At 35.5% G+C, this 591-nt stretch carries 2 protein-coding genes; both read left to right on the forward strand.

Going from position 1 to position 591, the window contains the following annotated elements; genetic code table 11:
- A partial coding sequence (locus tag AC55NX_RS20795) for a hypothetical protein (protein WP_496997462.1) occupies positions 1-287 on the forward strand: 287 nt, incomplete at its 5' end.
- A 21-nt stretch (positions 288-308) separates the two neighbouring features.
- The coding region (locus AC55NX_RS20800; RefSeq protein ID WP_496997463.1) for a DUF3010 family protein at positions 309-591 on the forward strand (283 nt) is incomplete at its 3' end.

Below are 591 nucleotides of genomic sequence, written 5' to 3' on the forward strand. Positions count from 1 at the left end.
GTGCTGAAGCAGATGTATTTGGTACTGCTTATTTTGGTGTTAGGTTTACGGTAAAAACAGGAGTGTATATGCCAGCAGTTAGAAATATTGTAAGGGACTTTCGTGTAGAAGAAGCAAGGGCAGAAAGGAAGTGCCATGCGAATTCCTCGCACAAGATTCTCGCAGGAGAAAAGCACTTTGCATACGATGATTTAGGTAGAATTAACATATGTAAAAAGTGCGCGGATAGCGTACTTAAAGTTGCATCGGATCATATAGAAAAGGTTAGGATTGAGTTGTCTAGATAATGTAATACATAGGGTTTTCAAATGAGAAAAATATGCGGTATTGAGTTAAAAGGGCATGAAGCAATACTCACTGTGTTAGAAAAGCAAAACGATGATAGTTTTGCAGTCAAAGCAATTGATAAAAAGAAAATTGCATTGAAAGACAGTGAGAACAGAGAATGTATCAAAGAGTTTAAAAAAGAAATAAATGATTTTTTTGATACTAACGACGTAAGCAAAGTTTGTATTAAAAAACGCAGTAAAAAAGGAGATTTTGCCGGAGGCGCTGATACTTTTAAAATGGAAGCGATAATTCAAGATTCAG

The organism is Vibrio rubrogenes, assembly GCF_059641415.1.